The sequence below is a fragment of the Sporosarcina aquimarina genome (genome assembly GCF_019748715.1).
GTDB classification, from domain to species: domain Bacteria; phylum Bacillota; class Bacilli; order Bacillales_A; family Planococcaceae; genus Sporosarcina; species Sporosarcina newyorkensis.
Genome location: NZ_JACLBZ010000002.1, coordinates 79,311 through 105,650, shown reverse-complemented (window position 1 = coordinate 105,650; position 26,340 = coordinate 79,311). Strand labels below are relative to the sequence as shown.

Annotated in this window: 29 protein-coding genes; 25 read left to right on the top strand and 4 right to left on the bottom strand. The window is 43.3% G+C overall.

Going from position 1 to position 26,340, the window contains the following annotated elements:
* The first annotated feature begins 13 nt into the window (after positions 1 to 13).
* Both gcvPA and gcvPB read left to right on the top strand, forming a co-directional pair.
* A complete protein-coding gene (gene gcvPA, locus H7J92_RS00660) occupies positions 14 to 1,360 on the top strand; it encodes an aminomethyl-transferring glycine dehydrogenase subunit GcvPA (RefSeq protein ID WP_221835018.1) in 1,347 nt (448 codons plus the stop codon).
* Positions 1,353 to 2,816 carry an aminomethyl-transferring glycine dehydrogenase subunit GcvPB gene (gene gcvPB / locus H7J92_RS00655; RefSeq protein ID WP_221835017.1) on the top strand — a complete coding sequence of 488 codons (1,464 nt, stop codon included), beginning with the start codon at positions 1,353 to 1,355 and terminating at the stop codon, positions 2,814 to 2,816. Before gcvPA ends, gcvPB begins: the two co-directional genes overlap by 8 nt.
* 53 nt (positions 2,817 to 2,869) lie before the next feature.
* Here the strand turns inward: gcvPB and H7J92_RS00650 are convergent, their stop codons facing one another.
* Together H7J92_RS00650 and H7J92_RS00645 are read right to left on the bottom strand one after the other, a co-directional pair.
* On the bottom strand, positions 2,870 to 4,135 hold the full coding sequence (locus H7J92_RS00650) for an ATP-binding protein (protein WP_078816553.1): 1,266 nt from the start codon (positions 4,133 to 4,135) through the stop codon (positions 2,870 to 2,872).
* A 61-nt stretch (positions 4,136 to 4,196) separates the two neighbouring features.
* Positions 4,197 to 4,550 carry a rhodanese-like domain-containing protein gene (locus H7J92_RS00645; protein ID WP_425516826.1) on the bottom strand — a complete coding sequence of 118 codons (354 nt, stop codon included), beginning with the start codon at positions 4,548 to 4,550 and terminating at the stop codon, positions 4,197 to 4,199.
* Between the two features lie 172 nt (positions 4,551 to 4,722).
* On the opposite strand from H7J92_RS00645, the gene H7J92_RS00640 reads away from it, so the two are divergent.
* Positions 4,723 to 5,556, top strand: a complete 834-nt coding sequence (locus tag H7J92_RS00640) for a lipoate--protein ligase family protein (protein ID WP_221835015.1) — start codon at positions 4,723 to 4,725, stop codon at positions 5,554 to 5,556.
* Between the two features lie 162 nt (positions 5,557 to 5,718).
* A complete protein-coding gene (locus H7J92_RS00635) occupies positions 5,719 to 8,280 on the top strand; it encodes a vitamin B12-dependent ribonucleotide reductase (RefSeq protein ID WP_221835014.1) in 2,562 nt (853 codons plus the stop codon).
* A 126-nt stretch (positions 8,281 to 8,406) separates the two neighbouring features.
* Here the strand turns inward: H7J92_RS00635 and H7J92_RS00630 are convergent, their stop codons facing one another.
* Entirely contained in the window at positions 8,407 to 8,955 is a 549-nt protein-coding gene (locus tag H7J92_RS00630; RefSeq protein ID WP_221835012.1) for a carbon monoxide dehydrogenase, read from the bottom strand.
* A 136-nt stretch (positions 8,956 to 9,091) separates the two neighbouring features.
* Entirely contained in the window at positions 9,092 to 10,087 is a 996-nt protein-coding gene (locus H7J92_RS00625) for a DUF1385 domain-containing protein (protein ID WP_221835010.1), read from the bottom strand.
* A 122-nt stretch (positions 10,088 to 10,209) separates the two neighbouring features.
* Here H7J92_RS00625 and H7J92_RS00620 point away from each other — a divergent pair, with 122 nt between their 5' ends.
* From H7J92_RS00620 to ahrC, 21 genes are all read left to right on the top strand, one after another.
* Positions 10,210 to 10,632, top strand: coding sequence for a hypothetical protein (locus tag H7J92_RS00620; protein ID WP_221835008.1), 423 nt, complete (start codon positions 10,210 to 10,212; stop codon positions 10,630 to 10,632).
* Positions 10,633 to 10,707: 75 nt separating this feature from the next.
* Positions 10,708 to 11,154: a type II 3-dehydroquinate dehydratase gene (gene aroQ / locus H7J92_RS00615; protein WP_221835006.1), complete on the top strand. Its 447-nt coding sequence runs from the start codon at positions 10,708 to 10,710 to the stop codon at positions 11,152 to 11,154.
* On the top strand, positions 11,151 to 12,209 hold the full coding sequence (locus tag H7J92_RS00610; protein ID WP_221835005.1) for a M24 family metallopeptidase: 1,059 nt from the start codon (positions 11,151 to 11,153) through the stop codon (positions 12,207 to 12,209). The genes aroQ and H7J92_RS00610 overlap by 4 nt, the downstream gene beginning before the upstream one ends.
* 22 nt (positions 12,210 to 12,231) lie before the next feature.
* Positions 12,232 to 12,789: an elongation factor P gene (gene efp, locus H7J92_RS00605; protein ID WP_009496799.1), complete on the top strand. Its 558-nt coding sequence runs from the start codon at positions 12,232 to 12,234 to the stop codon at positions 12,787 to 12,789.
* A gap of 112 nt (positions 12,790 to 12,901) precedes the next feature.
* Positions 12,902 to 13,111, top strand: a complete 210-nt coding sequence (locus H7J92_RS00600; protein WP_009496798.1) for a hypothetical protein — start codon at positions 12,902 to 12,904, stop codon at positions 13,109 to 13,111.
* Positions 13,111 to 13,488, top strand: coding sequence for a SpoIIIAC/SpoIIIAD family protein (locus H7J92_RS00595; RefSeq protein WP_009496797.1), 378 nt, complete (start codon positions 13,111 to 13,113; stop codon positions 13,486 to 13,488). The genes H7J92_RS00600 and H7J92_RS00595 overlap by 1 nt, the downstream gene beginning before the upstream one ends.
* Positions 13,489 to 13,527: 39 nt before the next feature.
* Positions 13,528 to 14,427 (top strand): stage III sporulation protein AE, encoded by a 900-nt coding sequence (locus tag H7J92_RS00590; protein WP_176132467.1) that lies wholly within the window; start codon positions 13,528 to 13,530, stop codon positions 14,425 to 14,427.
* Between the two features lie 15 nt (positions 14,428 to 14,442).
* The gene (locus tag H7J92_RS00585) at positions 14,443 to 14,610 is read left to right on the top strand and encodes a hypothetical protein (RefSeq protein ID WP_009496795.1); all 168 of its coding nucleotides are present in this window, start codon (positions 14,443 to 14,445) and stop codon (positions 14,608 to 14,610) included.
* A gap of 73 nt (positions 14,611 to 14,683) precedes the next feature.
* Positions 14,684 to 15,109: a stage III sporulation protein AG gene (locus H7J92_RS00580; protein WP_009496794.1), complete on the top strand. Its 426-nt coding sequence runs from the start codon at positions 14,684 to 14,686 to the stop codon at positions 15,107 to 15,109.
* Positions 15,096 to 15,647 carry a SpoIIIAH-like family protein gene (locus H7J92_RS00575; protein WP_009496793.1) on the top strand — a complete coding sequence of 184 codons (552 nt, stop codon included), beginning with the start codon at positions 15,096 to 15,098 and terminating at the stop codon, positions 15,645 to 15,647. Before H7J92_RS00580 ends, H7J92_RS00575 begins: the two co-directional genes overlap by 14 nt.
* A 302-nt stretch (positions 15,648 to 15,949) precedes the next feature.
* The gene (gene accB / locus H7J92_RS00570) at positions 15,950 to 16,459 is read left to right on the top strand and encodes an acetyl-CoA carboxylase biotin carboxyl carrier protein (protein WP_009496792.1); all 510 of its coding nucleotides are present in this window, start codon (positions 15,950 to 15,952) and stop codon (positions 16,457 to 16,459) included.
* A gap of 13 nt (positions 16,460 to 16,472) precedes the next feature.
* Complete coding sequence (accC, locus tag H7J92_RS00565) at positions 16,473 to 17,819, top strand: acetyl-CoA carboxylase biotin carboxylase subunit (protein ID WP_221835004.1); 1,347 nt, start codon at positions 16,473 to 16,475, stop codon at positions 17,817 to 17,819.
* Between the two features lie 16 nt (positions 17,820 to 17,835).
* A complete protein-coding gene (locus H7J92_RS00560) occupies positions 17,836 to 18,222 on the top strand; it encodes an Asp23/Gls24 family envelope stress response protein (protein ID WP_009496790.1) in 387 nt (128 codons plus the stop codon).
* A 340-nt stretch (positions 18,223 to 18,562) separates the two neighbouring features.
* The gene (nusB, locus tag H7J92_RS00555; RefSeq protein ID WP_009496789.1) at positions 18,563 to 18,937 is read left to right on the top strand and encodes a transcription antitermination factor NusB; all 375 of its coding nucleotides are present in this window, start codon (positions 18,563 to 18,565) and stop codon (positions 18,935 to 18,937) included.
* 90 nt (positions 18,938 to 19,027) lie between these two features.
* Positions 19,028 to 19,894, top strand: a complete 867-nt coding sequence (gene folD / locus H7J92_RS00550; protein ID WP_040758111.1) for a bifunctional methylenetetrahydrofolate dehydrogenase/methenyltetrahydrofolate cyclohydrolase FolD — start codon at positions 19,028 to 19,030, stop codon at positions 19,892 to 19,894.
* A 137-nt stretch (positions 19,895 to 20,031) separates the two neighbouring features.
* Positions 20,032 to 21,381, top strand: a complete 1,350-nt coding sequence (gene xseA, locus H7J92_RS00545; protein WP_078816561.1) for an exodeoxyribonuclease VII large subunit — start codon at positions 20,032 to 20,034, stop codon at positions 21,379 to 21,381.
* A gap of 2 nt (positions 21,382 to 21,383) precedes the next feature.
* A complete protein-coding gene (locus H7J92_RS00540; protein WP_009496786.1) occupies positions 21,384 to 21,626 on the top strand; it encodes an exodeoxyribonuclease VII small subunit in 243 nt (80 codons plus the stop codon).
* Positions 21,619 to 22,503 carry a polyprenyl synthetase family protein gene (locus H7J92_RS00535; protein WP_009496785.1) on the top strand — a complete coding sequence of 295 codons (885 nt, stop codon included), beginning with the start codon at positions 21,619 to 21,621 and terminating at the stop codon, positions 22,501 to 22,503. Before H7J92_RS00540 ends, H7J92_RS00535 begins: the two co-directional genes overlap by 8 nt.
* A gap of 186 nt (positions 22,504 to 22,689) precedes the next feature.
* Positions 22,690 to 24,588, top strand: coding sequence for a 1-deoxy-D-xylulose-5-phosphate synthase (gene dxs, locus H7J92_RS00530; RefSeq protein ID WP_221835002.1), 1,899 nt, complete (start codon positions 22,690 to 22,692; stop codon positions 24,586 to 24,588).
* Positions 24,585 to 25,406, top strand: coding sequence for a TlyA family RNA methyltransferase (locus H7J92_RS00525; protein ID WP_221835000.1), 822 nt, complete (start codon positions 24,585 to 24,587; stop codon positions 25,404 to 25,406). Before dxs ends, H7J92_RS00525 begins: the two co-directional genes overlap by 4 nt.
* Positions 25,407 to 25,883: 477 nt before the next feature.
* The gene (gene ahrC, locus H7J92_RS00520; RefSeq protein WP_009496782.1) at positions 25,884 to 26,333 is read left to right on the top strand and encodes a transcriptional regulator AhrC/ArgR; all 450 of its coding nucleotides are present in this window, start codon (positions 25,884 to 25,886) and stop codon (positions 26,331 to 26,333) included.
* Positions 26,334 to 26,340: the final 7 nt, after the last annotated feature.

Here is a 26,340-nt window from a genome sequence, read left to right as displayed (position 1 = left end):
GGGCAGAAATATTATGAAGCATCGTTATCTTCCAATGACGGAGCAAGACCAGAAAGATATGCTGAACGTGATCGGAGTCTCTTCAATCGAAGAATTGTTTTCAGCTATTCCTGAAAAAGTCCGATTTACTGGGGAGTATAATATAAAACAAGCCAAATCTGAAACTTCATTGTTAAAAGAACTTAGCCGCTTGGCTGCTAAAAACGTGAATGCACAGGACTATGCTTCTTTCCTGGGGGCGGGTGTCTACGATCACTATAAGCCCATCATTGTCGATCATGTCATTTCGCGTTCAGAGTTTTATACGGCTTATACACCTTACCAGCCGGAGATTTCGCAAGGGGAATTGCAGGCGATCTTTGAATTTCAAACAATGATTTGCGAATTGACGGGTATGGACGTTGCGAACTCTTCCATGTATGACGGCGGAACTTCATTGGCTGAAGCGGGAACTCTGGCGGCTGGGTATACACGCAGGAAAAAACTACTCGTTTCTTCCACTGTTCATCCGGAATCTCAAGCTGTCGTCCAATCGTATGCTAACGGGCAATCTATTGAAACTGTGACCATCCCAAATACAGACGGCGTAACAGACATTGAGAAACTTACGGAATTGATTGACGATCAAACGGCTGCTGTGCTCGTTCAATACCCGAATTTTTATGGGCAAGTGGAAGATCTTCAGAAAATGAGTGAAATCGCGCATGCGAACGGTGCTTTGTTCGTTGTATCTGCGAATCCGCTTGCACTCGGAGTTTTAACGCCTCCAGGAGCTCTTGGTGCGGATATTACTGTAGGTGATGCTCAGCCGTTTGGGATTGCAGAATCATTTGGCGGCCCGCATTGCGGCTATTTTGCAGTATCGAAGAAGTTGATGCGTAAAGTGCCGGGCAGATTAGTCGGAGAAACGACGGACGATCAAGGACGCAGAGGCTACGTATTGACTTTACAAGCACGTGAGCAGCATATCCGTCGCGATAAAGCGACTTCTAATATTTGTTCGAATCAGGCGCTAACAGCACTTGCAGCATCCGTTGCAATGACGGCACTTGGCAAAAAAGGAATTAAAGAAATTGCTTATCAAAATATCGCTAAAACAGCTTATGCCCGTCAGGCGTTTGAACAGGCCGGCTTTAAAGTGAAATTTGGTCCAGCACACTTCAATGAAATCGTCATTGATTGCAAAGCACCTATTAAGGAAGTTAATAAGCATTTGCTCGGATCGGGCATCATTGGCGGGTATGATCTCGGTTTGGTCGATGAAAAATTGGCCAATCATGCGTTAATTGCCGTAACAGAACAACGTACAAAAGAAGAAATCGATGCACTCGTGCAAGAACTGGAGGCTTTCCATGCATAACGAAAATCAACCACTCATTTTTGAAATGTCAAAAGCTGGACGTGTCGGTTACAGTTTACCCGAATTGGATGTACCTGAAGTAGATGTAGCGTCTATTTTGCCACAGCCACTCATTCGTCAAGTAGACGTTGAACTTCCGGAGGTAGCGGAACTGGACATCATGCGCCATTACACAGCGCTATCCAGACGGAACCACGGAGTAGATTCAGGATTTTATCCGCTCGGTTCTTGTACAATGAAGTACAACCCGAAGATCAATGAAGCCGTCGCACGTTTCCCTGGTTTTGCACGTGTCCATCCACTGCAAGATGAATCAACGGTACAAGGTGCTTTGGAAGTAGCGTATGATCTGCAGGAACATCTGGCTGAAATTACCGGTATGCCGGCGGTCACATTACAGCCTGCAGCCGGGGCGCACGGTGAATGGACGGCATTGATGATGATCCGTGCTTTCCATGAAGCAAACGGCGATACGGAGCGGACAAAAGTGCTTGTGCCTGACTCAGCTCACGGTACGAATCCTGCTTCTGCCACAGTGGCTGGTTTTGATACGGTGACAGTGAAGTCGAATGACAACGGACTGGTGGACCTGGAAGATTTAAGGTCTAAAGTAGGCAGCGATACGGCCGCGTTGATGTTGACGAATCCGAATACGCTTGGTCTGTTTGAGGAAGATATTCTAGAAATGGCGGAAATCGTTCACGGAGTGGGCGGCAAACTGTATTACGACGGAGCGAACTTGAACGCCGTTATGTCAAAAGCACGGCCTGGCGATATGGGCTTTGATGCGGTTCATTTGAACTTGCATAAAACATTTACGGGTCCACACGGCGGCGGTGGCCCAGGTTCTGGTCCAGTTGGCGTAACGGAGGAATTGGCCGCGTTCATGCCGAAACCGATTATTGCGAAGAAAGAAGATCGTTATGTTCTTGATTATGATGTACCGCAGTCAATCGGCCGCGTGAAACCATACTACGGTAACTTCGGTATTTATTTACGCGCTTACACATATATCCGTACGATGGGTCCGGATGGCTTGAAAGCCGTGACGGAATACGCTGTGTTGAATGCCAACTATATGATGCGTCGTCTGGAGCCTTATTTCGATTTGCCGTATACACAACATTGTAAACACGAATTTGTGTTGTCGGGTCGTCGTCAAAAGAAATTAGGCGTGCGCACGCTCGATATGGCGAAACGCCTCCTGGATTTCGGTTACCATCCGCCAACGATTTATTTCCCGTTGAACGTTGAAGAGGGTATGATGATCGAGCCGACGGAAACAGAGTCTAAGGAGACACTGGATGCGTTTATTGAGGCAATGATTCAAATTGCGAAAGAGGTAGAAGAGAACCCTGAAATCGTCCAGGAAGCACCGCATACGACAGTAATTGGCCGCTTGGATGAAACAAAGGCAGCTCGCAAGCCGGTATTGCGTTACACGAAGGAAGCTTAACCAATAAGAAAAGGAGAGACGGAATGACTCGTCTCTCCTTTTTTACGCGAACATTAGAATCCGATAGAAGAATCGGTATCCCAATCATTTCGAGTGGCTTGCCTATGTTGTTTTTGTAGTTGCCGGATGCGTTCATCGTAAATAATAATGCCTTCGTAATGGTAGGTTAGAGCAATCGACATATACAATTCATTTAATTGAGAAATCGATAAGCCTTTTGTTTTTTTAGCGATTTCATTCGTTGCGTTGTCATTTAATAGTTTCTTACGATCAAGTTTTTCGATATATTGTTTGCGTACATCTTCAATAGGAGAGACGATTTCATACGTACTATCGAAGCGTCCTGCCCGATTGATTAAAGCAGGGTCAATCCGTTCGGGGTAGTTCGTCGTGCCAATGATGAATAAGCCGTCTCTGACGTGCACACCGTCTAATATATTCAAAAAAGTACTTCGCATATGTTCAGGCATGGAGTCAATATCCTCAATAACGAGAATTGCAGGCGCCAGCCGTTCCACTGTAGAAAACACTTCCTGTACGGAATGACTGCCTGTGAATTCCGTGATTTGCCAATAAACAACAGGTGCGTCGGTCGTTCCGGTAATCGAGCGAACAAGTGTCGTTTTGCCGTTACCCGGAGAGCCATAGAGCAAAATCCCCCGTTTATACGGCAATCCGTATTCTTTGAAAAATGCACCGTCGTCATGGAAAAATTCATCGATTGAGCGGTAAAGCTCGTTTTTTAAATGCTCATCCAATAATACGTCGCTTCGTTCAATTTGTTCTCCTAAGCCGTAAGTTTTCTTTTCGATTCCTTCTTCCGTGTCGACTAAATACGTGATATTCGTCTTCATCGACTCGCGTTGCAGATTATTCAATTCTTCAATAAAGTTCTTCACATGCTCTGCCGACGGAGCAAAGACCGTATGTTCCGACCATGTAGAACCAGTGGCGACATAGTAGCTAATATTAGCTATTGCTATTTGATGGTCAGGAAAAAAGATCAACTGATTGTCAATTGTTTCAGCGCTTTGCAAGGCAAAACCACTTGTAGATCCATCTTGCTGAATCTTTTCTGTGGGCAGTGTCTCATAAATGTGGCAAAGTGATTGATAGGGCAATTTTTTACGATGAATCAGTTCAGGGAGCATCGTCTCTGTATACGAAGCGAATTCATCTACTTGAACAATCCGCCAACCCGCAGCGGAGTGCTTGTTAAGTTTGTTTATAATGGCCTGGATGATGACGCTGTAATTTTGGTAATGAGGCAATTTTTCATAGTGGTCCGAGCTGAGAGAGATTAAAAATTCCTGTTTCATGGATTGTGTAATTCTCCTTTAGAAATAGTAAATCCTCCCGATTAAGGAGGATCTAGTATTATTATTTTGTTTTGATCTTGCCTGTCCATTGCTTGAACCCGCCACGTAGTTGATAGATTTCCGTACAACCTTTTTTCTTAAGGAATAAAGCTGCGCGGCCTGTACGGCTTGTGTTTTGGTCGTAAAGATAAATCGGCTTATCAGGACGTATTTCTCTATAGCGCTGGGTGAACTGAGTGAATGGAATATTTCGTGCACCTAAAATATGTCCAGCGTCGAAATCTTTTGGTTCACGGATGTCAATCAATTGTGCTTTTCGGTATCCTTGAATGAATTCTTCCTGTGTTAAAGTGGTAAGAGCTTTTCCCACCCGAACATATGTAATAACGAAATAAAGAATGATCGCGAGCACAATGGCTCCTAAAATATAATACGTCAAAAAAACTTCCCCCTTTTATCAATATCTCTAGTATAAAGATTTTCTAGCATCAGTTCAATCGGAATGATAAAATGTAATGCGTTATTGTTTTTTTCGTTCACGATTTCATATAGCATAAATGCAGTACGATAGACGAAGGAGAATGAATATGACAAAAGCAGTTTGGCATTATATGGATTCGGGTAAGTGTACACCTTCTTTCAATATGGCGCTGGATGAAGCGCTTCTTGACTTACATAGCCGCGGGGAAATCGGGCCGGTTTTGCGTTTTTATGAATGGTCTCCCGCAACATTATCCATCGGTTATTTTCAGCGTATAGAAAAAGATATCGATATGGAAAAGGTAAAAGAACTGGAGTTGGGCTTTGTCCGCAGACCGACGGGTGGCAGAGGCGTTCTGCATGAGCATGAATTGACTTACAGTGTGATTGTCAGTGAGCACTATAAAGGAATGCCGGAATCCGTCACAGAAGCATATCGTGTGATCTCAGGCGGTCTGCTCCAAGGCTTCCGCAACTTAGGTTTGCAGGCGGAGTTCTCCATTCCGGATAAAGACGTGACGGACCAATTAAGGAACCCTAAGAGTGGGGTTTGCTTCGATGCGCCAAGTTGGTATGAATTAGTGGTGGAAGGAAAAAAAGTCGCGGGCAGTGCGCAGACACGTCAAAAAGGAGTGATTCTCCAACACGGTGCCATACTGATGAGTCTAGATGTAGACAAGCTGACGTCTATTTTTAAATATTCATCTCCGGAGTTGAAGGAACGTGTGCGCAGAACATTGCCAGACCGGGCAATTGCAATTGATCGGCTGACAGATCGAGACATCACAGTCGATGAATGCAAAGTGGCCTTTTCACAAGGCTTTGAAAAGGCACTGGATATTTCATTGGAGCCACTCGAACTAACGGAAGAACAAATGGCATTGGTGCGTCAAATTGAGAATGAAAAATATGCCAATGATGACTGGAATTACAAAAAGTAAAGTTAGTTCTTTTGCTTTATTTTTTTAAAGGAAGGTTGTTGTATCAATCTTTTTAAACTCGAATAAAAAATTTGTGGATTGACAAAGTTTCAAGATATAGTAGATTAGGGAATAGAAAGAACACAACATGTTGTGTTCTATGAAGTCGAAGGAGGATGTTATATGGTTACGGTTTCGAAACAAGGCGAGCCATTTCTGGACAAAAAGCAGTTAAATGAGGACATTTCACAATTTCATCAAGTGCACCCGATCACTGAGGATATGAAACTGACGCATAGCGGGGTGTCGCGTCTCGTGATGATCGATCGCTATTCATTTAAAGACACTGAAAAAAAGACGTTGAAGGTAGGAGACTTTGTTGTCTTGACAGTTAGGGAAGATCCGAAATTCCCTGCACGCGGATTGGGATATATTACAAAGTTGGACAAGGCAGAAGGGAAGGCGGAAATTTGGATCGAAGAAGAATACCGCTCTTCCATTGACGATCCTGAGGAACAACACAAAGGAATCATCTCGCGGCCGTTAGATGTGCTAGAGAAACCTCTTGAAGTGTATTACGAACAAATCGCAAAACGGAATGCGACAGGCTTAGCTACTGTAGAGAAAACAGCGGACAGAAGAACGCAATCGTATGAGATGTTCTACGAGCAGTTGAAATCATTAAATTTTGTTCCAGCTGGACGAGTTCTGTACGGAGCAGGTTCGGAAACGGATGTTACATTCTTCAATTGTTACGTCATGCCTTTCGTTCCGGATTCTCGTGAAGGAATTTCAGATCACCGCAAGCAAGTGATGGAAATCATGAGTCGTGGCGGCGGTGTAGGAACGAATGGTTCGACATTGCGACCGCGCAACACACTGGCACGCGGAGTGAACGGAAGATCTTCTGGTTCTGTTTCGTGGCTGGACGATATTGCGAAATTGACACATCTTGTTGAGCAGGGTGGATCAAGACGAGGAGCACAAATGATTATGTTAGCTAACTGGCACCCTGACATTTGTGAATTTATCATCTCCAAGATGCAGAATCCGCGAATTTTGCGTTATTTGATCGAAAACACGGAAGACGAGTTAATTCAGAAACTCGCGAATGAAAAATTGAATTTCAAACCATTGACACCGCAAGAAGAAGCGATGTATCAAGGTATCACGAATTATAAGCAAATTCCTGGCCAAGGCGGCTTCAACGATGCAATCATTCGCGATGCAGAGCTGAAATTGCAGGATGGCGGAACATTTACAGTTCATAATCCGGAATTTTTAACAGGTGCGAATATTTCCGTTACATTAACGGATGATTTCATGAAAGCAGTGGAGGAAGACGGCGATTACGATCTTCGTTTCCCGGCAGTTGAAAATTATTCACCTGAAGAAATGGCGCATTACAACGAACAATGGCACGAAGTCGGTGATGTCCGCGAATGGGAGAGACTTGGTCACGAAGTCCGCGTGTACCGTACGATCAAAGCCCGCGCGTTATGGGATCTTATCAATATTTGCGCAACGTATTCCGCGGAACCGGGCATTTTCTTTATTGATAATGCAAATGACGAAACGAATGCGAAAGCGTATGGACAGCAAGTTGTAGCGACGAACCCGTGTGGTGAACAACCACTTGCACCATATTCTGTCTGTAATTTAGCAGCTGTCAATCTTGCTGAGATGGCAGATAAAGAAACGAAGACAGTGAACTTCGAGAAGTTAAAAGAAACCGTTCGAATCGGTGTGCGCATGCAAGATAACGTTATCGATGCAACGCCGTATTTCTTAGAAGAAAATAAAGTACAAGCCCTTGGCGAACGCCGAGTAGGACTGGGAGTAATGGGGCTCGCAGATCTTCACATCTATTGCGAAAAAGAATATGGATCGCCTGAAGGCAATCAATTGGTGGATGAAGTATTTGAAGCGATCGCAACAACTGCTTACCGCGAATCGATTGAGCTTGCGAAAGAAAAAGGCAGCTTCCCATTCTTGATTGGCAAGACAGATGAAGAAACAAAGGCATTGCGTCAGGCATTTATTGAGACAGGTTATATGAAACGTATGCCTGAAGATATTCGAGAAGCGATTCTAGAGCATGGTATTCGAAATTCCCATTTACTGACAGTTGCGCCAACTGGGTCTACTGGAACCATGGTTGGAGTTTCTACCGGCCTTGAACCTTATTTCTCTTTCACGTATTACCGCAGCGGCCGTCTCGGTAAATTCATCGAAGTGAAAGCGGAAATCGTGGAAGAGTATTTGCAAAGCAATCCAGATGCAGATCCAGAAAATTTACCGAATTGGTTTATTTCATCAATGGAGCTTGCACCTGAAGCGCATGCGGACGTACAATGCATCATCCAGCGCTGGATCGACAGCTCGATATCTAAAACGGTCAACGCGCCGCGTGGCTATACTGTTGAGCAAGTCGAGAGCGTCTATGAAAGATTGTATAAAGGCGGAGCAAAAGGCGGCACCGTGTACGTTGACGGCAGCCGTGATTCGCAAGTCTTGACTCTAAAAGCGGAAGAAAATATTCCGGATACGGAAGAGTTAGTAGAAGTCATTGAACAGCCGAAAGTCGTGCTCGTCAATACAATCCAGGCATTGCGTTCAACGAATGTCACGATCGGTTCAGAAGTAGGCGATACATGCCCGGTCTGCCGACAAGGTACAGTAGAAGAGATCGGTGGATGCAATACGTGTACGAACTGCCAAGCGCAATTGAAGTGCGGGCTGTAAAGAAGAGACATGTTGTTAATTCAAGCACAATAAAACGTAAAGACCGCTAATTCATAATGGATTAGCGGTCTTTACAATGTGTATATACATAACAATCAGAAGTGCTGACGTTAGAAGAGATACAACTTATTCAATTGAGTTGGCAATCTCAACCAGTGTATCAGCAGTTACTTTAGAAACTCTTTTATCAATTCCGAGCACGTATTGCCAATGATCATGTTCAAAAATCAAAAAATTAAATAACGGATGCTCAATATAGAAGGCTTTTTTTCCATTTTTAAGTGTGTAATCTTTCTGATTGGCACTACTTTTAAAAGTCAATTTTTTTTCTAAAGGTCGGACAACAATTTTATAATGGTTTTCTACAATTTCACTATTAATAAACTTGATTTCCAAGGATTCATTGAGGTTGTATTCGGTGTCTTCAGAAAATCTCCCCAATTGATGTGTGAAAGAAATAGAAGGCTTGATCTTTGGCAATTTTAAAACATAGTTAAAATGATTTTCAAATTTTTTTACTGCTTCATCCGGGGATGTATATCCAATTCGAGTGTATACTTCCTCAAGGGAGGGCGGAGTATTGGATGAATTTGCTTTAGCTGTTCCATAAATCAATCCAGAAACTACTACACCCAATAAAGTCAGTAGAATCGAAAAATTCTTTTTCAATTTCATCACCCTAAATTAAATTTGAGTATAGTATGTCCCGCACAATTTCAATCATGCTTTCACGGTAAAGCTCCGGTTTATCTAGAATCAAAAACACCCCAAAAGTCAGAATCCTAATCTGACTTTTGGGGTGTTTTTTAAGTTATGACAGAATCGTTACAGGTTTCTGTTCATCTACTGCTTCTTTTTCAACCGCCACTTCCGGGTTCAACGCGCTGACACCGTACTGTTCCACTTCCAATAACTTCTCAAAAGAAGCAATCGCTACTTCCACTTGCTTATCGTCCGGCTCTTTTGTTGTCAGTAATTGCAACCAAAGTCCAGGATAGCCCAGGTAACGAAGGACAGGTACATTTCGTACAGCATTGGTTAGCTGAAGTACTTCAAAAGAAACACCCAACACAACAGGAATCAATAAAATCCGGTTGACGACACGCAGCCAAAGCGGATCGGTCGGAACTAGGAAATAGATGAGCATTCCAACGATGACTGTAAACAATATGAAACTGCTGCCGCATCGATAATGCAGTCTGGATTGCGACTGGACATTTTCAACCGTCATTTCCATATGGTTCTCATAATTGTTGATCACTTTATGTTCCGCACCATGGTATTGGAAAACACGTTTGATGAGCGGGGTCATAGAGATAAGCCCGATGTACGTCAGCAGAAGGACCAACTTGAAAAAACTTTCCAACATAATCTGTGCGGTTTTACCAGGCGCTATCGACTGGAATAATTCAGCCAAGAAGACTGGCACGAGCGTAAAGACGAACTTGCTGAATAAAAATGTCAGCACTCCGACTGCGGCTACACCTAAAACCATTACGAGCTTCGATGTTTCTTCTTCTCCTTGCTGTTCATCTTCTTCTCCTGGCATCACATCATAGCGGTCACTCGCAAATGTTAGATGTTTTGAACCATTCCCGGCAGATTCGATCAACGCAACAATTCCTCGAATTAAAGGGATTTTCTTGAGTTTTTGACGGACGGGATGTTCTTCCCTCGGTACATGAAAATATTCAATCGTATCATCTTTCCTGCGAATGGCGGTTACCGTATCCTTTTTACCGCCAAACATTACACCTTCTATAAGTGCTTGTCCTCCGTATGCAGGAGGAGTTTTAGGTTTACCCATTACATACCCACACTTTCTGTCGTTAGAAACGATATCTATAGTGTACTAAAAAAACTGAAAATGCACCATTGAGATGTTTAAAAACAGCAAAAAAATCCGACACTGTAGCAGGAGGGATTATTATGCGAATAACTGCAACACACTTCTGGACAGCTCTGATGGCTGCTGTCTTATCTATCTTTTCATTAAAATTTCTACGAGTCTTCAAATTTATCGATTGGTCTCCGGTCGGTTGGTCAGAACGATTACACATATTCACTACGACTCCGGGTTGGTTCAAGTGGACTTTATTAGGAATTGTCTGCTTCGTACTTTTTTTTCTTTTATATATGATCACGCTCTTTACATCCAAAATTCCACCTTCAGTATCGTCTCTGATCATCACCATCATTGCGCTGATTTTCATTGAATGGGCAATCTATGTAAACGCAGAATTAACAATGAAGCAATTTTTGAAAAAACTATCTATTCCATTTGCTTGTCTACTCGCGATGGTCATCCGATTTGTTATCGGCACATCCGTCTATATGAGAAAAACGTTTTAAAATCGAAATAGAATTAGTTTGTCAGCCTAACTCATTGTGCTAAAATAGGAAGGAAAATGAGTGGGAGGGAATTAGATGGAACTGTTACTGTTAAATGGTCCGAACTTGAATCGTTTGGGCAAGAGAGAGCCTGATATCTACGGGGCGGAGACATTGGCAGATATAGAAGCAAGAATTCAGCGGTTGGCTGACGAATCAGATATAGGACTGTCTTGTTTCCAATCCAACGTAGAAGGAGAACTCATCGACCGGATCCACGATGCAGAAGATGCGGGAATTGACGGAATCATCTTTAATCCAGGTGCGTTCACACATTACAGCATTGCGCTCCGGGATGCCATTGCATCCATATCTGTTCCAGTAATCGAAGTCCATATCTCAAATATACATACCCGCGAAGAGTTTCGTCATACCTCTGTCATCGCGCCGGTTGCGGCAGGGCAGCTTTGCGGATTTGGTACAGCAGGATATGATCTCGCCTTCCATGCATTTCTGCTAAAACGAGGGGGGAGAACGTCTTGAAAATTGAACAATTGCGCAAACTGTTGGACGAACAAGAATTGGATGCATTACTCATTACGAGCCCTTATAACCGCCGCTATATGACCAACTTTACAGGTTCTGCGGGATCCGTGATCATTTCTCGCAACGACGCCGTTTTCATTACAGATTTCCGTTATATGGATCAAGCGAATACCCAGCTTACGGGCTATCGTATCGTTCAGCATACAGGAACGATGATTCAGGAAGTCGCCCATCAAGTGAAAGAAATGAAAATCAGCAAATTAGGGTTCGAAAAAGAACATCTTACCTACAGTCAATTCGAAATGTATGATAAACATGTAGATGCACAACTAGTCCCTGTGGCCGGCCTGGTGGAAAAACTTCGTCTGATTAAGACACCGGGAGAAATTGAAATATTAAAGCAAGCTGCCGCCATTGCGGATGCGGCGTTTGTTTATATTTGCTCCGTCATCAGAGCAGGAAAAACAGAACTGGAAATCGCCAATGAACTGGAGTTTTTCATGCGCAAGCAAGGCGCAACATCCTCTTCATTTGACATCATTGTCGCTTCGGGCGAAAGAGGGGCTTTACCACATGGGGTTGCTTCTGATAAAGTGATTGAGAATGGTGATTTTGTTACAATGGACTATGGTGCGCTCTATAATGGATATATTTCTGATATTACCAGAACAGTATCTGTAGGCCAGCCTTCTGCTAAACTAGTAGAGATTTATGATGTGACATTGACCGCACAGCAATTAGCGGTTGAAAATATCAAGCCTGGCATGACAGGGATTGAAGCAGACGCAATTGCTCGCGGTTACATCAAGTCAAAAGGCTACGGAGATGCATTCGGTCATTCAACGGGTCATGGGATTGGCATGGAAGTCCATGAAGCACCCGCCTTATCGTACCGCTCAGAAACGGTCTTGGTGCCGAGCATGGCCGTGACGGTGGAGCCGGGGATTTATTTGCCTGGGATCGGCGGTGTTCGGATCGAGGATGACATTCTGATCACTGAAACGGGCAATGAACGATTGACTAAGTCTACAAAAGAACTGCTTATTTTATAATCGATTAATTGGAGGAATACGAATGATTTCAGTAAACGAGTTTCGTACAGGATTAACAATTGAATTTGACGGTGATATTTGGCGTGTTATGGATTTCCAACACGTAAAGCCAGGGAAAGGCGCAGCATTCGTTCGTTCGAAATTGCGTAATCTTCGTACAGGCAACGTCAATGAAAAGACGTTCCGTGCAGGTGAAAAAGTAGAAAAAGCACAGATCGATAACCGTCGTATGCAATATCTATATGCCAATGGCGATGAGCATGTTTTCATGGACAATGAATCGTATGAACAGCTTGAACTTGCTTCTTCACAGCTTGAATATGAATTGAAATTCTTGAAAGAGAATATGGAAGTGCATGTCATCTCTTATAAAGATGAAGTGCTCGGGGTTGAATTGCCGAGTACTGTAACATTGGAAGTAGCAGAGACTGAGCCTGGTATCAAAGGCGATACAGCGAGCGGTGGTTCCAAGCCGGCTAAAATGGAGACTGGATTAGTTGTACAGGTTCCGTTTTTCGTCAATCAAGGCGATAAGCTGATCATCAATACAGAAGAAGCAGAATACGTTTCACGCGCATAAAGCGATCAAACATACCCGAAACACACGAGAATAGCTCTCGTGTGTTTTTTTGCGTATTGTCATATCGCCCGCACGCTATTCATACAGTGGACCATGGAGGAGGCGTAGCGGGATGGAATTGAACGATTTATTGCGCATCGCCGGCGTCGGATTGGTGATTGGTGTTTTGCATGTGTTTTTTGAGCAGACAGGAAAGAAAGAATTTTCATTTTTTCTATTTTTCCTAGCGTATCTTTATATTTCGATTGAATTGCTGATGTTTCTTCGCGTGTTTTTCACGGAAATTACAGAATTCTTCAGCTGGTTGTCGATGGCGATGTAATGGCGGTCATCTTTCAACTGTTTATTGTCTACATCTTGTTGCTCTTATTATCTTTTGCCGCTCCCGCATTGCATCCGATTCTCTATACGACGCTATTTTTGCTTACGGCAGTGTATGTTCTATTTACATTTTTAGTGCCTTTTGCTACTTCTGTCCTGTCACTAGTCGAGAAGGTGCCGGTCCCTTACACCACCTTATTAGTTGTCAGCGCGGGACTGTACTATATGGGTGAGCTACTGGCACTTCAAATGAAAGATGAGGGATACGGAGCGTTTGCGCGGTTATTTCAGACGGTCATGAAAATCGTGATTCTGACGCTTTGGTTTCCGTCCATTAAACAATTGATTGAAACCATTCACGCTTTGATTCCTTGGTAGGAGGATCGGAAACTACTACAACGAATGGACGAGACGTCTATGCCTGATTTTCTGAATTCCATAATCGCCGAAGTATTAGGACCTTTTTTCCTGCTAATGGTCATGTTACTGATCACGTTACTAGTCGATTTTTTTCTGCCGGCGTTCCAAAAATGGACGAGGTTTGTGCTGCTTCTCCTCGTTTTACTTTTACTGATGGAACCGGCAACCGAAAGCTTTCGACAAATCCAACTCATCACCCACTCGATCGCTTCTTTATTTCTCGGAATGTATCCACTTATCGCAGCAATGATTTTAGCATCAGGCGCTACGTTCAGTGTGGTGAATTTCCAGCCTGCGATGTTGTTGTTTGCTCAAGGTGCTGTAGTCTTTGCGGAAAAGTTTTTGCTGCCGATTTTATCGACGGCGCTGTTACTGGATATCCTTACTCGGTTGATGCCTGAAATCGTTTTTACTAGGATGGCAGATTTACTGAGAACATCGTTGCTTGCGATAGTCTCTGCTATGGTAGCGGCCTATTCGATTTTTATTACAGCTGGCGGTGCGTTGACTTGGACATTGTCCGGTACATTAAATGAACCGATAAAGGAGTTGATCCGCCAGAATATCCCGCTGATCGGTTCACTTTTGACGGATACACTCGGCTCAATCGGCCGCTATTCTTCCGGTGCAACCGCCTATATAAGCATCTGGCTGTTGCTTTCCATTTGGACAGTAGCTTTGTTGCCGGCATTGAAGATATTATGTACTGCTTTCTTATTCAGATGGACTGCGGCGTTAATCGAACCATTTTCTCAAAAAGAAGTATGCGGATTACTTGATGATATAGGACGTACTCTTTTTGTTCTCTGCGCTATATCTTTTCTCATTTCATTTGCGTTCATCTATACGACGATCTTTATCGTAACGTTTATTAAAATGATGACGCTTGGGAAGTGAGGAGGGGGTACTCTGATGCATCTGTTTCTAACCGGTCTTGCAAACCTGGTGTTGCTTGCGTTGATTCTCCAATTGGTAGCATCGGAGGAAATGGAGAAAGCCTTTGTTCCGTTAATTAAATTAGCGATTGGATTGTGGATCTTACAATTTTTTTTACAGGCTGCAGGTCATAAGTTGTTTTAACTCTACATACTATGCAAATGTAGAATCCCATTTGGTAACTGAATGAAAGCCACTATGAGATGGTGATGGAAACATGCAAAAAACAAAGAAAAAATCCCAAATGTTGTTAGTCGGTCTTATGATGATTGTATTTGGCATCTTGTACATCACCAGCACGGAAAGTCTAGGAGGGGAAAACCGAAAAAAAGAAGAGCAGCGTCTGCAATCCACATTAGAAGAAACGCTTGAACAAATGGAGGGACTAGGGAAAGTTACGGTTTACTTTCATTATGACGAGAGAGAAGTCGAGAGTTCATTGGCTGGGTACTTTTCGATCTCCGACACTCAGGCTAAAAATGAATCTAAGTTAAAAGGCCTGCTCGTTGTGGCGGAAGGAGCCGAAGATCAGGCTGTGCGAAACGAACTCTCACAATTACTAGCCAACGTCCTTCAATTGCCTGAACATCGTATTGTTATCGTGGAAATGAAGAAAAGGGGGAATCATCTTGAAAGCAAATAAACGAACAGTTTGGTTTTTAACATTACTCAGTCTTGTAGCAGTCATCTCCATCTACTACGTCAAAAAAGAGGCACCTATGCCGTTTGATGGAATCGCGATCTTCACGAAAGAAACAAAAGATGCGACGAAGTTACTGGAGAAAGAAGGTAAAACGGATGAAGTGAAACCAGTCTTTGCCGAATCGTATATCTTCCAGGATATGCGAATGGAAGTACGAAACGAGCGCAGTGAAATGGTGGAGCAGTTAACCGCAAAAATGACTTCCTCCGACTTTACAGCAGAAGAAAAAAATGAAATCTTTGATGAGATTGCAGAATTGCGCAAAGTAAGCTCCACAGAAGCTTTGATGGAAATGCAAATCAAAGCACTGGGCTACCCGGAAGTATTTGTCCGAGGAGAGGAAGAACGTGTAAACGTTACAGTCCTATCAAATGAAGAGCATTCACCTCAAATGGCGGATGAAATCACTCAATACATCATGTCAAGCTGGGATGGCGCGCAAACTGTCAAAGTGGATTTTGCTGAATCAAAAGAATAAACAGTTCAACCAGGGGCCTCGATGGCTTCTGGTTTTTATCTTTATTCAGCAGAAAACTCTCACTGAACAATAGAATGCAGGATAAGATCGCTACATCCTGCGTCACGCAGACCTAATCACAATTCAAAAACTGAACGCAATAAAGTCACGATGTTATTGATCATTTAGTAAAGTGTATGTTAGAAATAATTGGGACTTTTCTTTGATTAATGAATAAAATACGATTTTACTATTCCAAATTTATAGTAAAACGTCTATCATAGTAGAAGATAGGAAGAATAAAATAGTCAGGAGAATCAGTTATGTTGAAAATTCAAGAAATTCGAGAAATTATCAAACTAATCGATCAATCATCCATCCAAAAGTTCACGTTCGAATCGGACGGTGGAAAAATTAAACTAGAAAAAAGTTCTGGGGAAACGCTTACAGTGGTTTCTGATGCTCCGTTAGCAGCTCCAGCTCCACAGGCAGTACCGCAAGTTGCGGCTCCAGTTGCAGCGCCAGCAGCTCCGGCTCCTGCAGAAACACCAGCACAAGCATCAGCACCTGTTGAAGTAGCAGAAGATGCATCATTGCACAAAATTACTTCGCCAATGGTTGGTACATACTACCAAGCTTCTTCACCTGACGCTGCTCCATATGTTAAAAAAGGCGATAAAGTCACAGCTGAATCCATTGTTTGTATTGTAGAAGCTATGAAACTATTTAATGAAATCGAATCCGAAGTATCCGGGGAAATCGTTGAAGTGTTAGTGCAAGACGGTCAACTTGTAGAATACGGACAACCTTTATTCCTTGTTAAAGAGAATTAAGGGGGACTGACAAATGAAAAAAGTATTAATTGCAAACCGAGGAGAAATCGCAGTACGGATTATCCGTGCTTGTAAAGAACTGGGCATTCAAACAGTGGCAGTTTATTCAGAAGCCGATCAAGAGGCGCTGCATGTCCAACTGGCCGACGAAGCTTACTGCATCGGACCTCGCTTATCAACTGACAGCTACCTGAATTTCTCGAATGTCATCAGTGTAGCGAAAGCAACTGATTGCGACGGGATCCATCCAGGCTATGGGTTTCTCGCGGAAAATGCCAGCTTCGCAGAATTATGTGAAGAAGTGAATATTGAATTCATCGGACCTACATCTGAAGCAATTTCGAAAATGGGTACGAAAGATGTAGCGCGAAACACGATGCAAGAAGCAGGCGTTCCGATTGTTCCTGGTTCTGACGGAATCGTGGATGACGCAGATCACGCTTTAAAAGTTGCAAAAGAAATCGGCTTCCCTGTTATCATCAAAGCTACAGCTGGCGGCGGGGGGAAAGGAATCCGTGTCGCACGCGATGAAGAAGAACTTGTAAAAGGCGTGAACATCACGCAAAAAGAAGCTGCTGCAGCATTCGGTAATCCAGGGGTCTATCTTGAAAAATACATCGAAGTTTTCCGTCATGTAGAAGTACAAGTATTAGCAGATAAATTCGGCAACACGATTCACCTCGGAGAACGTGATTGTTCGATTCAGCGCCGTATGCAAAAGCTAGTCGAAGAAGCGCCATCTCCAGCTTTGACTCCGGAGTTGCGTAAGCAGATGGGGGAAGCTGCTGTCAAAGCTGCTGAAGCCGTCAATTACCGCGGTGCAGGTACAGTAGAATTCATTTTCGACCATATCAATCAAACGTTCTATTTTATGGAAATGAATACGCGCATCCAAGTGGAACATCCTGTTACAGAGATGATTACTGGTGTCGATTTAATCCAACAACAGTTGAAAGTAGCCTCTGGCGAAAAACTATCGATCAAACAGGAAGATATCCAAGTGAACGGCTGGTCGATCGAATGCCGTATAAATGCTGAAAACCCAGAAAAGAATTTCATGCCTTCACCTGGTCAAGTGACTATGTACTTGCCCCCTGGCGGTTTTGGAGTACGTGTGGATTCAGCTGTTTATCCAGGGTATGCGATCCCGCCATTTTATGACTCAATGGTCGCGAAATTGATTGTACATGCCGATACGCGCGAGCAAGCGGTCGCTCGGATGAAACGTGCATTGGATGAATTCGTAGTTGAAGGTGTACATACGACGATTCCATTCCATTCTAAATTAATGGATCATGAAGTATTCCAATCCGGTGACTTTGATACGAAGTTTTTAGAGAAATATGACGTCATGAATTAATTGGAGGAGAAGTGTAATGGCTGATAAAACAAATCCATCGTTTGTCGGAATGACACCGTCTGGAGATGCTGCACTTGGACGTGTCCAACTCGCGCCTGAAGTACTTGAAGTCATCATAGGCATTGCCACGGCGGAAGTCGGTGGTGTTGTTGCCACTCAAGGGAATTTTGCGACAGGAGTTGCGGAAAAACTGGGTAAAGTGATGTATGGTAAGGGTGTGAAGACCGAGTGGGCAGATGAAGGACTGAAGATCGATGTGTATTGCATTATCGAATATGGCCATTCAATTCCTGCAGTTGCGGCAGAAATTCAAAATGAAGTTCGCCAAGCGATCTATCATATGACTTCACTTACTACTCATGAAGTGAATGTTCATATTACGGGCATTCAATTCGATGAATAATCTATAGAAAAGTAAAAGGGGCTATCCTGAAAGAAATATCTTTCAGTGATAGTCTTTTTTATGTGATTCAGAAGAGTAGGTAGCGCAACGCACATTTCCTGACGATATCGACTGTCACGAGTTAGTTGTAAAAAAGCATTTCTTGCAGCCGGAAAATAGCCGTCTGCAAGTCAGGTGAACATATCGGGCAGCCTCTTTTTTCCTTGATCTGCATCTATTCAAAGTTCTTTGTCTCTAAATCGCAATGGTTCGCACAAAATCACAGGATTCTACTAGTTCTTTTCGTGGCTTTTGTGCTATCATTAGGTTTTGAAGATGCGCGGCAGAGGAGATAAGAAATATGAAACGACGAGAAGCACGTGAAAAGGCAATTCAAACGCTGTTTCAGCTGGACAATAGTGAAATGAATGTAGACGAAGCCATCGGATATGTAGTCGATGCGCCTCTTAATACGTTTTACGAACAATTGGTTCGAGGCACAGCGGAAAACTTGACGGAAATTGATAACGAAATCACAAATAAATTGGAAAACTGGTCGATTGACAGACTGCCGAAAATAGAACGTACGGTTCTGAGGCTTGCTGTTTACGAGCTCCTGCACAATAAAGAAGTTCCTGACCGAGTGATCCTAAATGAAGCGATTGAATTGTGTAAAACATTTGGAGACGAAAAGTCCGGTCGTTTTGTCAACGGTGTATTATCTAAATTCAACTGATTTCGGCTCACTTCCCATATGAAGTGAAGTATGCACGTTAGAGCTCGATCAACTTTCAATACAAATAACAAAATGTTTGGTGGGAAAATCATGTCTAGTAAAAAAATTGATGGAAAAGCAATTGGACAAGAAATCCGAGAAGAACTGAAAGAACAAGTGGCTTCTTTAGTGAAACAGGGCTATCAACCTGGACTAGCTGTTATTTTAGTTGGAGAAAATCCGGCATCTCAGACGTATGTTAAAAACAAAGAAAAATCCAGTATCGAAGCAGGCATGAAATCTGAGCTGATCAAATTGCCTGATACGGTTTCTGAAGAAGATCTTTTAAAAGAAGTAGAAAAATTGAATCAAGACGATTCGATCGATGGGATTCTTGTACAACTTCCATTACCGAAGCATATCGACGAAAACAAAGTCATTCGCGCCATCAGTCCTGAAAAAGACGTCGATGGTTTCCATCCGATGAACGTCGGCAAAATGCTGATCGGTCAACAAACGTTTCTGCCATGTACACCATATGGCATCATGCAATTGCTCGAACGCTCAGGAGTAGAAATCGCGGGCAAACACGCTGTCATCATCGGAAGAAGTAATATCGTAGGCAAGCCGATGGGACAGCTGCTGTTGCAAAAAGACGCCACTGTCACCTATTGCCACTCACGCACAAATGATCTTAAAAGCTTCACGAAACAAGCGGACATTTTGATCGTTGCCATCGGCATGGCAAAATTTATCACAGGCGATTACATTAAAGAAGGTGCTGTTGTCATCGACGTCGGCATGAACCGCGACGAAAACGGCAAACTTTGCGGAGACGTAGACTACGCATCTGCAGAACAAGTAGCCAGCGCCATCACTCCAGTCCCAGGCGGAGTAGGCCCGATGACCATCACTATGCTATTGAAGAACACAGTAGAAAGTGCAGAAAACAAATTGAATTCCCGGACTAAGAACTAAGAATCATGTAGTTTTATTGTCTTTTCTTAAATCAAAGGTGCATAATCAAAATAAATCAGCACTCATTTCAGTAACTTTAACCGAGAGACGCCAATCCCAGGCGCCTCTCTATACATAAAAGGGCAGGTGACAACAACATGTCCAATCAAACTTTTTTAACCGTTCAAGCGCTAACAAAATACGTCAAACGCAAATTCGACGCAGATCCACATCTGCGAAACGTCTATGTAAAAGGAGAACTCTCCAACGTCAAGCTCCATCCATCTGGGCATATCTATTTTACGTTAAAGGACGACAAAACGAGAATTCAGGCAGCTATGTTCCGCTCGCGTTCCAATACACTCCAATTCAAACCTGAAAACGGCATGAATGTATTGATAACAGGAGATGTCACGGTCTATGAAACTGCCGGGTCCTACCAATTATACGTTCAAACGATGGAGCCAGATGGGATTGGGGCTCTTTATCTAGCCTTTGAACAGTTGAAAAAGAAGCTGCAGCAAGAAGGACTCTTTGAAGCCAGGTTCAAACAACCCATCCCACAAACCCCTCAGACGATCGGGATAGTCACTGCAGAATCCGGGGCGGCTCTGCGAGATATGTACTCTACGATCACCCGCCGCTTCCCGATGACTAAGATGTACTTGTTTCCTGCATTAGTTCAGGGACGTACTGCAGCGCCATCTATCGTGCAGGCAATCGAACAGGCAAACAGAACAGCGGATATCGATGTATTATTAGTCGGCAGAGGAGGAGGATCCATAGAAGATCTATGGGCCTTTAACGAAGAAGAAGTCGCACGGGCGATCTTCTCCAGCAGAATTCCGATCATCAGTGCGGTAGGACACGAAACAGACACGACAATAGCGGACTATGTCGCAGATCTTCGTGCACCGACGCCGACTGCTGCTGCTGAAATGGCGGTTCCAGATCAATTGCAATTATTTCAGCATCTGAAAAATCAGCAGCGTTCCATGTATCTAGCTGTCCAAACATTACTCAGACAGCAAAACAAGCGTTTAGAAACCGCACGGTCTGCCTATCCTCTACAATATCCTGATCGATTGTATCGGCCATTTATAGAAAAAATGGACAATCTGGAAGAACGACTACGGCGCAGCGGCAACACATTGATCCAGGAAAAGCGTATGGTTTTCGATAATTTATATGCTGGTCTGCAGTACTACACACCTATTCGCCGCATCCAGCTCGAACAACAACAGACAAAACAGTTGGCAATGCGAATGAATCGTGCCGCCGAGCAGAACGTCAAACATCAGCAACAACGTTTTATCTCGCTCACACGCATGATGCAAGCACTAAATCCACTGCAAGTAATGGAAAGGGGATTTTCGATCGCCTATCAGGAAGATGAAGTCGTCAAATCGATTGAAAACCTTTCTGTTGGTGAGAAAATGACCGTACAAATGTCAGATGGGTCAGTTCAAGCTGTTGTAGAAAACATAATTCCGAAGGAGGTCAAGTAGGGATGGCAGAAGAAAAAGAAATGCAATTTGAACAAGCAATGCATCAATTAGAAGAAATTGTGCAAAAGTTAGAGGCTGGGGAGGCTCCCCTGGAAGATACAATTACATTGTATAAGCAAGGGATGGAGCTCTCTGCCTATTGTCAAAAGAAATTGCAAAACGCAGAGAAACAACTGATTCGAATGATTGATCAAGATGGAAAAGAAGCTCCATTTGATCCGACAGAAGGTGAATCGAATGAATGAGAAATTAAAAACATTTATGGATGAAAAAATCCCTGAAATCGAAAGAGAATTGACGAATCAATTGGCAAAGTCGGATATTCCCGATATTTTGCATGAATCGATGACGTATTCCATACAAGCAGGCGGTAAAAGAATTCGGCCTTTACTAGTCCTAGCTGTTTTATCAGACTTACATTTGGATTCTGCAGATGCATTAAAAGTTGCTGCTTCTGTTGAATTGATACATACATACTCATTGATACATGATGACCTGCCTTGCATGGATGACGACGATTTCAGAAGAGGGAAGCCGACCAACCATAAGAAATTCGGAGAAGACGTGGCTACATTGGCAGGCGATGCGATGCAAGCTTTGGCATTCCAAGCATTGGCAGACCTGCGGGAAACACCGCCAGCTGCCGCAATTGAATTGGTCGGTTTATTGGCAAAAGCTTCCGGCGCTCAAGGCATGGTAAAGGGGCAAGTTCTGGATATGAAGGGCGAACAGCAAGTGTTGCCTTTAGCTGATTTAGAAGAAGTACATCTGCATAAAACAGGTGCATTGTTGGCATATTGCATCGATGCGGGTGCAGTTTTAGCCGAAGCGACGGCTGACCAAAGATTCCAGTTGGCTCGTTTTTCTCGAAATATCGGTCTTGCCTTCCAAATTCAAGACGATATATTAGATGTCACGGCTACAACTGAACAGCTGGGTAAACCTGCAAACAGTGATATGACGAGTGAGAAATCGACCTATCCATCCTTACTTGGAATCGAAGGCGCACAAACTCAGTTAAAAGCACGTCATGAAGAAGCAATCAATGCCTTGCGTTCGATTGATTTGGAGCATTCTATATTGCATTTGTTGGCGGACTATATTATTGAGCGGAATAAGTAGAACGAGACCATTATATTTGTCACCGGCGATCTTACTGTTATAATGTAGAAAACAAACAGTAAACTCAATGTCTGGGTAAAAAAAGTTCCCTTTTGGAAGTCGCACGCAACACGTATAAGACGGTTCATGCGATTGATTGTGCAGGAATAGAAAGAATTACTTACTTGATGAAGGTGTGTGATCACGATGGATCTTACAACGATTACAAATCCATCTTTTATTAAAGAGCTCGATAAAGAACAATTACAGGGATTGGCGGCAGATATCCGCAGTTTCTTAATTGAAAATTTATCGGTGACAGGCGGTCATATCGGACCCAATCTAGGTGTCGTTGAATTGACGATCGCCTTACATCGGATTTTTGACAGTCCGACTGACAAAATTTTATGGGATGTTGGGCACCAATCATATGTCCATAAAATCTTGACAGGTCGTGCCGGAGAATTCGATACTCTTAGAAAATATAAAGGATTGAGCGGTTTCCCGAAAATGTCGGAAAGCATTCATGATGTGTGGGAAACCGGTCACAGTTCAACATCTTTGTCTGCGGCCATGGGAATGGCTGTTGCGAGAGATATTAAACATGAAAAAAGCTATGTAATTCCGGTCATTGGAGACGGAGCGCTTACCGGTGGTATGGCACTGGAAGCATTGAATCATATCGGTCATGAGAAGACGAATATTACCGTGATTTTAAACGACAATGAAATGTCCATTGCTCCGAACGTTGGTGCGTTGCATTCCATTTTGGGTAAGTTACGTACGGCTGGAAAGTACAACAATGTTAAAGACGAGCTGGAATTTATTTTGCGGAAAATTCCTGCGGTTGGTGGAAGAGTTGCAACAGCTGCAGAGCGTGTAAAAGACAGCTTGAAATATTTGGTCGTCAATGGTGTGTTTTTCGAAGAATTAGGGTTCACCTATTTAGGTCCGATTGACGGACATGACTTTACCGAATTAGAACGTTCACTGCAGTATGCAAAGAAAATGGAAGGACCGGTCCTGCTTCATGTGATTACGAAAAAAGGAAAAGGCTACAGTCCGGCTGAGATGGATAAAATCGGTACTTGGCACGGCACGGGTCCTTATAAGATCGAGACGGGTGATTTCGTAAAGTCTCCGGCGAAAGGTCCAGCATGGAGCGCGTTAGTGTCTGAAACCGTTCGTAAGCTTGCGAGAAAAGATCGACGGATTGTTGCAATTACTCCTGCTATGCCTGTAGGTTCAAAACTTGAGTCTTTTGCGGCAGAATTTCCGGATCGCTTTTTTGATGTCGGAATCGCTGAACAGCACGCGACGACAATGGCGGCTGGACTTGCAGCAACAGGAATGAAGCCGTTCTTGGCTATTTATTCTACGTTCCTGCAACGCTCCTATGATCAGATGCTGCATGATATTACAAGACAAAAATTGAATGTCTTCATCGGAATTGACAGAGCCGGTTTAGTCGGTGCAGATGGTGAAACACATCATGGGGTCTTTGATATCGCATTCTTGCGTCATATGCCGAACTTGGTCATTATGATGCCTAAAGACGAAAACGAAGGTCAGCATATGGTGAAGACGGCGATCGAGCATAATGAAGGTCCAATCGCTATGAGATTCCCTCGTGGAAACGGTTATGGCGTTCCAATGGATGAAGAACTCCACACCATTCCAATCGGTACATGGGAAGTGTTGAAAAAAGGTGAAGACGCGACCATTTTAACATTCGGTACGACAATTCCAATGGCGTTTGCAGCAGCAGAGCAAATGAAACAGCAGGGGAAAAATGTATCGATCGTCAATGCGCGCTTCATTAAACCACTTGATACCGATTTATTGGATGAATTATTTAAACAGGGCAAGCCGATCATCACAATTGAGGAAGCAGTGCTTGCGGGCGGCTTTGGCAGCGCGGTCCTTGAATATGCGGCAGAAGTGAATCACACATCTACGATTATTGAGCGAATTGGTATTCCGGATGAATTCATTGAACATGGAAATGTCGATGACTTATTAATGGAGATCCACATGACGCCGGAACATGTCGCCGAAGTCACGATGGAAGCTATTAAAAAGGCTGCAGAAAGAGAAACCGTATGAACCCTTCGATGAAAAAAGAACGTGTAGACATTTTACTGGTGGAACGCGGCTTGATCGCATCTCGTGAACAAGCAAAACGTTCCATCATGGCAGGTCTCGTCTACTCCGATTTGACAAGAATTGAGAAGGCAGGAGAAAAAATTTCTGTCGATGCGCCTTTGACCGTTAAAGGACCTGTTATCAAATATGTAAGTCGGGGCGGCTTGAAATTAGAAAAGGCATTGGAGTCTTTTCCTATTTCTGTGAAAGGAAAAATCGTTTTGGACATCGGCGCTTCCACTGGCGGTTTCACGGATTGTGCCCTACAGAACGGTGCCGCTCATTGCTATGCTTTGGATGTCGGCTATAACCAGCTTGCTTGGAAAATTCGACAAGATGAACGAGTGACTGTTATGGAACGAACGAACTTCCGCCATGCAACAGTTGATTTATTTTGCGAGGGCTTGCCTGAATTAGCTACCATCGACGTATCGTTTATTTCTTTATCTCTGATTTTGCCTGCGCTAAAGAAAATCATTGTGCCGGGCGGTCAAGTTGTTGCTCTCGTGAAGCCACAATTTGAGGCGGGGAAAGAGAAAGTTGGAAAAAAAGGAATCGTACGTGAAACGGCTACACATCTAGAAGTTCTTGAAAAAATTGCGAATATGGCGGTTGCTGAAGGGTTTTCAGTAAAAGGAGCGACGTTTTCTCCTGTTACGGGTGGAGAAGGGAATATAGAGTTCTTGTTTTATTTAGAAGCAGAAGATCCCTCTACGTCACTTTTTACATCAGAAAACTTCCATCAATTAGTCAAAGAGGCACATAACGAATTAACATAACGCGCAGAGAGTTGCGCGTTTTTTACATGCTATGTATAATTTTAAGTTAGGTCAGGTCAGGCATGTTGGTTAACCAATAATTCACATAGTTATTTTTGAAATATGCATAGTAAATGCAGCAAGTGAGTCCTTTTAACAAGTGAGTACAGCATGGGTGTAGCTGTGGGATTTGCGCTCCAGACGGTACGCTTTCCGGAGGGCGTGGCTTGAGCCTCCTCGTCCGCTGCGCTACCTGCGGGGTCTCAAGGCACACGCTAATCCTCCCGGAGTCGACCGTCTTCCGCTCCAATCCCTAAATTGCATAAGCTAGGCAATATTATTTTCATTTGTAATTAGGAAAAACCTGTTCATATACTTGTCGTGCCTTTTCCAAAACAGCACACGAATTAGTTTGCTGAATTCGAAGTGAAGGGCCTTTAAAATAGTTGATCAACATGTTAGAAGTTAGGTATAGAAGAGAATCGGAGTGATTGAAAATTGAACAAAGGACAGCGCCATCTTCGGATCAGAGAGATTATTACGAATAATGAAATCGAGACGCAGGATCAACTGGTAGACAGTCTGAAACATGCAGGAGTAGATGTGACACAAGCGACTGTATCTAGAGATATAAAAGAATTACATCTAATTAAAGTACCTTCGCCTTCAGGCAATTACAAATATAGTCTCCCGCCTATTCATCGGTACAACACAGAAGAAAAGTTAAAACGAATGCTGGAGGATGCATTTGTCGGTATCGACAGCGCAAGTCATTTTATCACGTTGAAAACGCTTCCCGGCAACGCGCAAGCTGTCGGTTCGTTAATTGATAATTTGGATTGGGAAGAAATGCTTGGGACGATTTGCGGCGATGATACATGTCTGATCATTTGCCGGGAAGAATCGATGACCGATTACGTAAAAGATAAATTATTAGCAATGCTATAAGTGAGGT